The sequence below is a fragment of the Paraburkholderia sp. GAS33 genome (genome assembly GCF_050436645.1).
In the GTDB taxonomy this organism is placed as follows: domain Bacteria; phylum Pseudomonadota; class Gammaproteobacteria; order Burkholderiales; family Burkholderiaceae; genus Paraburkholderia; species Paraburkholderia phenazinium_B.
On record NZ_JBNDMP010000033.1, the window covers coordinates 1 to 8,707 of the forward strand.

Consider the following 8,707-nt stretch of genomic DNA (forward strand, 5'->3'; position numbering starts at 1 on the left):
GGCACTGAAGTACCGTTCCCCCCGGGAGTTCCGGCGAACCGCTGCATCATCAACTTAACGGTGTCTGCGTGTCCTGATTTACAGGGGCAACTCCAGGAAGGGGGATCCGATAGCTTTTTTAGCGATGTTGTCGGAGACTCTTCTTCGGCGTTGCTTGCTTGTTGGCACACACTACGTGAAGCTTTGCAGGTGAAATCGCAGCAGTCGATTGCGGTGGCAACGGCGCGGCTGCGAAATCGATAAGAGATTTTGAGCTCGTGGGCGAGAGCGGGTCGGCAGGTAGCGGTTGACTGGTGTTGTCAATCGACAGCGTGCGTGCCGGCTGTGTCGCAATAACGCGCTCGGCTATGCTGTGGGGAACAAGATGAACGACAGAAAGCTCGATGAAGAGATTGAGTCCGGCCGTGGCCAGAGTGCTCAAACGCCTGCATTGTCCGATGGACGTGATGCTGACTTGCGTGCGCCGGCATGTGGCCTATTCGCTGAGTTTTCGGCACCTCGGAGAAATGATGGCTGAGCGAGGCATTTCGGTCGACCACGAACCGTTCGTCGCTGGGCGATCAAGCGCATCGTCCGACCGATGCTGGAATTCAAGGATTTCCACCGTGCTCGAATCATTTTACGTGGCATCGAGCCTATACGCACGATAGCGAAAGGATAGATGAAGGACGACGCTGTACCGGAGGGGGTGTCCCGAATTTTGTGTAACCGGGTTGGTGTTTAACGCTGCACCAGCCGTTCCTCGAACTGGATGGTGAAGCGGTTCAGGGCTGCTTTCCAGTCCCTTATCGGCATCGACCACTTCTTGCTGATGTTGTTCAGCGCCAGGTAGAGCAGCTTGATGGCCGTTTCGTCGGTCGGATACCGATAATCGCTGCTTATCCGCACCGCAGGACCATCGAAGGACGAGCCCAAGCGAGCAATGCCCAGCTCAAGGCGTATACGGTGAATACCGGGTAGGCACTGCGGCCAGTTGCCTTGAAAACAGAGGCGTTCGCATCCATCGCTTTGGCTTCTCCTAGATGAAATTCCGCGTGTCGAATTGATACTCATGGACGGCTGGGATTGCGCCTGAGCGGTCCGTGATCGTTAGAAGAGTATAGTTGACCTCTCCCAGCACCGTACCAACCAGGACGGGCATAAGGTGTTCGCCCCAAAAGATACGGGTTTCGCTCGCCGCTAGATCTACGTCACCAGCCGGGTAGTGCTGGCGAACTCCGTATTGCCAAAACACTCCGTCAGACCAAGCGCGCCCATAACGCGCGCGACGTGCTCCACGAATTTCGCGGCAATCGCCGCATCGCGCCGATCCATTGCAGCGAACAATTCATCTGCCGAAGCGGTGTCGAAGGCAAAGGTGCCGCGGCTTGTCGTATCCATTCTTTTCCTGTGTTTCGTGACTACGCGTCCTGAGCGTTGCTCCGGCAGATTTCGGCGATGGCCAGGCAGTCAGCTGAGAACTGTCCTATTGTCTCGGCCGCGACGTTGCGCAGCTTCGATTCAGCTTCCAACCAGTTGCCATCTACGACTGCCCTCCAAGCGCGCCGCATCTTCGTTATCTGTTCTTCCGGTGCGGTCATCAACAAATCGTAAATGCTTTTCATTGTCGCTTTTCCAAATCTGTTTTGAGGTATGTCGCTGTTTAACTTGTGGCTCCTCTAAAATCAATAATGCTTAACAATCGTTCACAATTGATTCGTAACCTGGATCCTGCTGGAATTCTGCGCCAAAAACCAAAGGAGGCAACTTCTTCAAGGTTTCGGCTGATGGTCTCCGAGTGGAACTCAGAAAGGGGCGGCAAAGCGAGTCTCGGTTTGAATTGACAGATGCCGAAGGGCAGAAAACGGAGGTCGCGCTCTTCTATAACAAGCGCGTCACACGGCCAAGATCGCCGAGCGCAACGTAAGAGGGCAGTTACACCGCCAAATTCAGTGTTCGTGTGGTCAATTCCGATAACGGCGATATAGGCCACTGGCTGCATTTTGATGCCAAATATCGGCTGCAAAGGCAGGAAGCTGCGGCCCTTTTCGACAGCAATGACGACGCCGGCGATGATTACGAAGACGCCGTCGGCTATCAGGAGGAGATCAGCACGTGCATAAGCAGGAAGATCTCTGCAAGATGCATGGCCGCGTCGGGTGCCAGCACAAATGCCGGGACCGTCGAGGTGACCAACACGCTCGATATCACCGAAGCGAGTCACGACAATTCGAGCGGTGGCACGAGGGCTGTGCTCGCCTACGACCACGCTGGTGCAGATCGGCGAGCACCTCGGTCTGACGACGTGGTGGTAGCGTTGAACTCACTTGAGGTCTTCAGATCAATATTGTGGGTCGTAGCGCGATGGATGCTACTGCTGGTGCTGGCCTTTCTGGTGAGTCGCCTGCGTTCGTCCAGACGCCACCAGCGGGGCGCGACCCGTGCCTGCCGGCTGGCCGACCCAGGCTCCCGCCACCGGCTCATCGACCAGCAGCGGGAGCCGGCGGCACAGCGTGCGCTCGCTCAACCTGATCGGCCTGCAGGAGTTGCTCAGCCTGAACTTTGTTGACAGTCTGGGCTGCAATCCGCTGGTAGGATCCTTCACGATACTGTTTGACCGCAACACGTTCAACTATTCGCGCAACGAGATTGCGTAGGTCAATGCACCGGCATGGAAGGACGGCGGTCTCGAGCCGTATGTGTTTCTGAATGTGGGCAAAGCAAGCCTTATCGCCACATCGGGCCTTCTGACGCTGGTGGGAATGGTGCGGGCCTACGCGGGCAGTGGCGACAGAGGATCATTTCGGGTGAGCTGTTTATCGGCCACGCACTGACGCGGCTGGCAAACCGTGGCTCACTGGCCATGCTCGGACTGGCCACGGCAAACATTGCTTTTTGAAAGACGAAACCACGATGAAAAAACAACCAACCCTGCGCCAAAACACGAACCTCAACCTGTTGTGCGCTGCGGCGTTTATCTCAGTCATCCTGAACATGGCGCTGCCCGGTAAGGCTCACGCGGCCCCCGGTGACGACGTAAGCCAGACCGGCGTGGCAATTGCACACCCGTTCGGCCTGCAGGCTGTCGGGACCAGTGGACTGCCGCAGGGTGTCGTCGCACGCGTCAATGGTGTCGATATCCCCGAAGTGCAGCTGGACAATGTGCTCCGAGCGTCCCGACAACCGGACACGCCGCAGGTGCGCCAGGCGATCCGGCAGGACCTGATTACCCGCGAGCTGTTCCGCCAGGACGCGGAGAAGCAGCATTACGACACAAAACCAGACGTGCAGGCGGCGATGAACGCGGCGAAGGTCAATTCGGAAACGCAACTCTACCTGAAGGACAATCTCCATCCAGAGCCCGTCACGGATGCGCAGGTGAGAGTCCGTTACGAGGAGATTGTCGCGTCGATGGGCAAGGACGAGTACAAGCCGCGCGTCATTGTGGTGGCAGACGATGCGACCGCGAAAACGGTCCTCCAGCAGCTGAAGGGCGGCACCGCTTTCGATGCGCTCGCCCGCCAGTACAGCGTGGCGATGAACAAGGCGGCAGGAGGCGAGATGACATGGGTGAGTTTCAAAATCCCTGTGGTCGACGGCGAGACACAGGGCCTGCCGCTGCCGGTTGCGCAGGCGATCACGCAACTGCCGGTCGGCGCGGTGGTAGCAGCGACGATTCCGGTCGCTGACGGCAGCAATACGCTGCATGTGATCGTGAAGCTCGACGCGAAGCGTCCAACGCAGGTTCCGGCGTTCGATCAGGCGAAGGACACGATCCGCCAGCAGCTACAGGCACTAGCGCTTGAGAAGGCCGCCGCGCAGTTCACTACGGGTTTGCTGAAAAATGCCCAGATCCAATAATAGTCAGGCCCGGCACTGGGCATACGTAGAGTCACGCACGCCGGAACGCAGGTCGTGCGTGTGAGGAGATTACGGTGTTGTCCAATAGGGAAATTCTCGGATTTCTCCGGCTGATTCGCTACCGGCAGATTCCGTGGCACAAAAGATCCCGGGCACTGGATACGCTTCGAGCCTATGGGCTTGTTGAGATCGAGCGCGTGCCTTCCCGTGTCAATGCCCGAATGCCCGAAGCACTCGATATTGCGATCTTGACGGAGGAGGGGCAGAAAGAACTGGGCCGCCTTGAGTGCATGGAGTTGCTTCCGGGCTGGCGACGGACGGGATTACTTGAATACCTTGGAACGGAACCGCCCCGGTGCGGTTGACTTATCCCACCCGCATTGCCTATGACCAGCAAGATATCACGACGTCGTGAAACTGCGTCAATGTCACGCAAGCCGCAACCGAAGACCAAGCTGCTGCCGATGGCACCCGCCTTGTGCCGTCGAATTTCGATGGACAATCACCTGACTCTCGAGGTGTTGCATAGTCGGGCGGCCGGGAAATGCCACTTTGTCAGCCTGGCGCAAGCGATGTATATCACCCGATTTCTGTGCGAAGCGGGCTACGGCGTCGCCAGAGACGGGCTGTTTTGCGAGGCGGACGAAGCGATCGTTCGCCGTCACGGAACAGCGGTTGATACCGGTGTTTGGCAGGTCGATGGCGAGGCTTACGCACTGCTATGCGAAGTGCTAACCCTGCATGACCAGCAGCTAGCCATCACGCCAGTTTTCGAATTACTGCGCGCAAATGACAGGTTACAGAAGCTGGGGACGCAAGGATAACCGTGACCCGGAATCCAGTCGCTGTACGGCCCGGGCTCGGCGCCAGCAGCGTCAGCCTTTTCGGCCGCAGTGGACAGGCAGGTCGACCAGATGATCCAGGCAATGGCCGCGTATGCACCGATGCCTGCCGGTATCACCAGTCTTGCGGCCATCGAGCACCTGAACCCGCAATCGCAGCTTGCCGTGTCGCCACACTAGCGTCCTGTTCCGCAGGTAGGTAATGCCTCATGTCGCCGCATGTTTGTTTGCGGCAACATGAGGGCGTCCCTGTATCAATCGATTATTGCCCCGTGGCGTTCGCTCCGGGCATAACCAGGTATTGCCGTGGTCAACAGGATTCACCTCATCTCGGGTTTGCCCCGTTCCGGCTCGACGCTTCTGTGTGCGCTGCTGCGCCAGAACCCGCGTTTCACGGCTGCGATGACCAGCCCTGTCGCATCCCTGTGCAGCTCGCTACATAAGAAGATGTGCGGTAGTGAATTTGCCGTCTTCTTCGATGATGCGAAACGTGCAGCCATGTTACGCGGAGTCTTCGACAGCTACTACGCGGACGTCCAGTCCAGCCAGGTGGTGTTCGACACCAACCGGACATGGACGGGACGGGCGACGTTGCTCAGGGCACTCTACCCGGACTCGCGCATCGTCTGCTGCGTACGTGAAACAGGCTGGATCATCGACAGCGTCGAGCGGATGCTGGCGAAGAACCCGCTTCAGCTCTCACGCATCTTCGGTTTCCAGCCGGGCGCTTCCGTTTATTCCCGCGTCGAAACGCTCATGAATTCCGAGAACGGCCTGATCGGTCTGCCATGGAGCAACCTGCGCGAAGCTTGGTTCGGGGACGAAGCAAAGCGCCTGGTCATCGTGCCCTACGATCGCCTGGTGAGCGCACCGCAGAAGGTTCTGCGCAGCCTCTACGACGAACTGGGTGAGCCCTGGTTCGATCACAACCTTGAGAACGTGGTGTACGACGAACCTGACTATGACGCGCTGCTCGGCATGCCAGGCCTGCACAAGGTCAGGCAGAAGGTCGAACACCATGCGCGCAAACCGGGCATCCCGCCGGATCTCTTTACGAAATTCGCCCATACCCACTTCTGGGAGAAGCCCGAACTCAATGTACATGGTGTGCGGATCCTGTAGGCGATGAACACTGATATCCGTACAGGACGAAACGTGGGCGAACACGGATATGCTGCTGGGAATGGACTTTCTGCGCTGGCGCAAGGTCTGGCTGTCTTACAGCACCAATCAGGTGTTTATCCAGGACACGCCGCGTCGGCCGCCGTTGCAACCCAACGCTCTTCCTACTGCGGCAATACCGCCCGCGATCGCCGCCCCAGCGTCCATTCCCGTGTCAAACCCGGCACCCTGATGCCTTTGCCACAGGCGGGAGAATCGAAAAAATGCCTTTGACCACAACAATACGTCCGCAGTGTCTGCGGCCAGCGCGCGACAGGCGCGCCTTCGGACCAGCCAGGAGTCGAAAATCGCGCATAGCGGGTGGGCGATTCTGTGTCGATGCCGCGGTTCTCGGGATCATTTGGGAAGGTAAGTCTTCGGCACAACAGGTATGCGAATGAAAGCACACACCAGCGCGGAAAAGCTGATCCTATGGCTGCTTGGCCACCAGCCGGCGACTGTCAGGCAGATTACCGCGAGCGGCATGCTGAACGCACGCGATGCGCGCGCAGCCCTCGAATACGGGATGTCGCGTGGCGCCATTGAAGCGATCCGCAGCCCAGCCGCCCGGGGCGGTGTGCACGTTCAATACCGCGTAACGGGCCAGCCATTGCCCGCACTCAACGAACGTCCAGCGGCACCGGCCGCACCGTCATTCGACGGGCTGCTCTCTGCGTGGGACATGGCCATAACGCCACCAGTTTTGCCTTGCCGGACGTCGCGCAAATTCAGATTGACTGATTGAACCGGGTTGTTCCGGGGCATTCCCGTTGGTATGCGGGCGTCAACGAATAGGATTCCTAAATTTTACATAAAGAAAATCATCGGCAAAAGTTGCTTGCAACCCTGTGGGTTGGTCGATGCTGGCGGTTGGTACAGTCACCGAGATGTCCCGAGTGGGACTGGGGAGAGACTGGCAGCGCTGTTGGGCAACACATTTTCATAGTCTCGTTGTCGATCAACCGACGAGCCCCTGATCGCCCTTCGAAACCACAACACGAAGGGGCAATAGCTGTGGTTCGCTCCTAGGACATCGCCTCTTTCTGGTCACCGAAACCTATCAATGACCCCTTCACCACATGCTTCGTTGACGCTCCGGGAAGACCGGTCATCGAGTTCATTGAGCGGTCGCTTTACGTGATCCTGAATGACTCAAACGGGCTGAACCACGACGTCCGCGAGCCGGTGCGCATGGCTATCGGCAAGCGGTGATTCGCTCTCGCCGACCACGGCGGATTAAGCGGTTCAGCCGGTGAACGTATCGTACACGCTCCTGGCCCGCTGATAGAATCCATCGCGGAGGGAATCGTTCCCTGGTCTGGGGTAGTTATGGATTACCGCGTCAGCTATGAACATAGCTTGAAGAACAAACCGGACGAATTCATCGTCCGCGTCCCGTCGCAGCTCGTAGACGACATACCAGCCAACGTGCCGCGCGCCTTTCTGCCTGAATACATCACCGACCTGATCCTGAAGCGCTCGCCCCAGATCGGGAAGATCCGACATCTACGGATTCTCAGGTAACGTTCGATCTCGCAATAACGCGCTCGGCTATGCTGTGGGGAACAGGATGTACGACAGCTCGATGAAGAGATTGCTCGGATTCAATATTTTCCGGTCACCGCATATGGTGAGGCGTACAGGGTACCTGTGACCCAACTCGTTACATTGGCAAAGCTCAATAGTGCGAACAGAGCAATCGGAACTGCCCCGGTCAGCCCTGCCATTCACGATTCGGGAAGCCCCAGCGCGTTCTCAGACCTAGAACGAGGCTTATACCGTCGGCCAAACAGGGACTTTTGAACGCTCCACGCAATGACAAGTCCGGCCGCAATTGCAAGGGGCGAGCCCCGATACCAACAATCGCTGCTTATCCGCACCGGAGGACGTTCGATGGACTAGCTTAGGCGAGCAATGCCACGCCACATCGGCTTGATGGCGAACGGGCCGACCAGCTTCGGCAGGCCGCGCCAAGACTTTATGCGAGCACCGATCGGCCAGCGAAAATCTCGAGGCACAGCATCGGGCGAGCAGCAAAGCTCATCTATGTGACGCACGCGCGGGCTGCTTACCCAAGGTGCAACGAAGTCCTCGACGAACTCGCCGAGACCCAGTGGCATTTCTACGCGAGACGATACCTTTGGACCCTGGCGCGTCTTCCAGACGGGGCATCGACCTCCGCAGTCCGGCACCGGGCCGGTCTCTGATACTACAAGTTAGTTGAACTGGATGCGTACTTCCGGGCACGCTCACTCACACAGATCGCCCATCTTCGTGAAGGACAGATAGTCGCGCTCGTGCGTGATCATGATGTCGACCTGAAATGGGAAGGACCCTGCCCGGACAAGACATTTGAACGGCCAGGACGCGCGTATGTGAAGAAAGGCACCGGGACGACTCGGCCAGTAACTGAGACCGAAGCGCATACCGAACCGGTGCCTGCAGATGCGTTCACCGTGACGATCGAACCATCCCGGAGAAAACGAGCGTAACAGCTGTTGGCCTGTCGCGTCAGAGGAGCTCGCCCACGCTCGTAGACCGGATTGCCATTCCATACATGCGAATTGCGGGGCTACTCATCCCCAGTCATCACATGACCGCTGTTCTGCCACTATGACGCGGTCGATCGACGAAATGAATCGCTCATGGTGTCGCTTGACGTGTAACGAGGAATTTTTGTAAAAATCAGAAATAATTCGCTTCGCATAATTGTCGCCTGTTGACACTTCACATTACTTCCTTATCTACAATTGAATCCATGTGCCGCACTGGAGTAGCCCCTTGATTCTCAGGACACGAGACACCCCTTAAAATAAGAGGGAGTCTTGTGACTAGTTTCAAGCCTAGGCAAATCGTGGAAAGCA

Annotated in this window: 9 protein-coding genes and 3 pseudogenes; 9 read left to right on the top strand and 3 right to left on the bottom strand. The window is 57.7% G+C overall.

What is annotated here, in order from left to right; genetic code table 11:
• Together P3T24_RS38700 and P3T24_RS38705 are read left to right on the top strand one after the other, a co-directional pair.
• On the top strand, positions 1 to 243 hold a 243-nt coding region (locus P3T24_RS38700), incomplete at its 5' end, for a hypothetical protein (protein ID WP_429441942.1).
• A 140-nt stretch (positions 244 to 383) separates the two neighbouring features.
• Positions 384 to 589, top strand: a pseudogene (locus tag P3T24_RS38705) (IS6 family transposase); the annotation flags it as partial.
• A gap of 131 nt (positions 590 to 720) precedes the next feature.
• Here the strand turns inward: P3T24_RS38705 and P3T24_RS38710 are convergent.
• The 3 genes and pseudogenes from P3T24_RS38710 to P3T24_RS38720 form a co-directional block, all read right to left on the bottom strand.
• Positions 721 to 864: pseudogene (locus P3T24_RS38710) on the bottom strand (IS256 family transposase); the annotation flags it as partial.
• Positions 865 to 1,185: 321 nt separating this feature from the next.
• Positions 1,186 to 1,380 (bottom strand): hypothetical protein, encoded by a 195-nt coding sequence (locus P3T24_RS38715; RefSeq protein ID WP_429441944.1) that lies wholly within the window; start codon positions 1,378 to 1,380, stop codon positions 1,186 to 1,188.
• 20 nt (positions 1,381 to 1,400) lie between these two features.
• A complete protein-coding gene (locus P3T24_RS38720) occupies positions 1,401 to 1,604 on the bottom strand; it encodes a hypothetical protein (RefSeq protein WP_429441946.1) in 204 nt (67 codons plus the stop codon).
• A gap of 137 nt (positions 1,605 to 1,741) precedes the next feature.
• Here P3T24_RS38720 and P3T24_RS38725 point away from each other — a divergent pair.
• From P3T24_RS38725 to P3T24_RS38755, 7 genes and pseudogenes are all read left to right on the top strand, one after another.
• A pseudogene (locus tag P3T24_RS38725) lies at positions 1,742 to 1,906 on the top strand (nuclease domain-containing protein); the annotation flags it as partial.
• Between the two features lie 33 nt (positions 1,907 to 1,939).
• On the top strand, positions 1,940 to 2,548 hold the full coding sequence (locus P3T24_RS38730) for a hypothetical protein (RefSeq protein WP_429441948.1): 609 nt from the start codon (positions 1,940 to 1,942) through the stop codon (positions 2,546 to 2,548).
• A gap of 344 nt (positions 2,549 to 2,892) precedes the next feature.
• Entirely contained in the window at positions 2,893 to 3,840 is a 948-nt protein-coding gene (locus P3T24_RS38735; RefSeq protein ID WP_429441950.1) for a peptidyl-prolyl cis-trans isomerase, read from the top strand.
• Between the two features lie 386 nt (positions 3,841 to 4,226).
• Positions 4,227 to 4,664: a Fis family transcriptional regulator gene (locus P3T24_RS38740; RefSeq protein ID WP_429441951.1), complete on the top strand. Its 438-nt coding sequence runs from the start codon at positions 4,227 to 4,229 to the stop codon at positions 4,662 to 4,664.
• A gap of 324 nt (positions 4,665 to 4,988) precedes the next feature.
• Positions 4,989 to 5,804: a sulfotransferase family protein gene (locus P3T24_RS38745; RefSeq protein WP_429441953.1), complete on the top strand. Its 816-nt coding sequence runs from the start codon at positions 4,989 to 4,991 to the stop codon at positions 5,802 to 5,804.
• A gap of 436 nt (positions 5,805 to 6,240) precedes the next feature.
• Positions 6,241 to 6,588, top strand: coding sequence for a hypothetical protein (locus tag P3T24_RS38750; protein ID WP_429441907.1), 348 nt, complete (start codon positions 6,241 to 6,243; stop codon positions 6,586 to 6,588).
• A gap of 584 nt (positions 6,589 to 7,172) precedes the next feature.
• On the top strand, positions 7,173 to 7,367 hold the full coding sequence (locus P3T24_RS38755; RefSeq protein ID WP_429441955.1) for a hypothetical protein: 195 nt from the start codon (positions 7,173 to 7,175) through the stop codon (positions 7,365 to 7,367).
• The last annotated feature ends 1,340 nt before the right edge of the window (positions 7,368 to 8,707 follow it).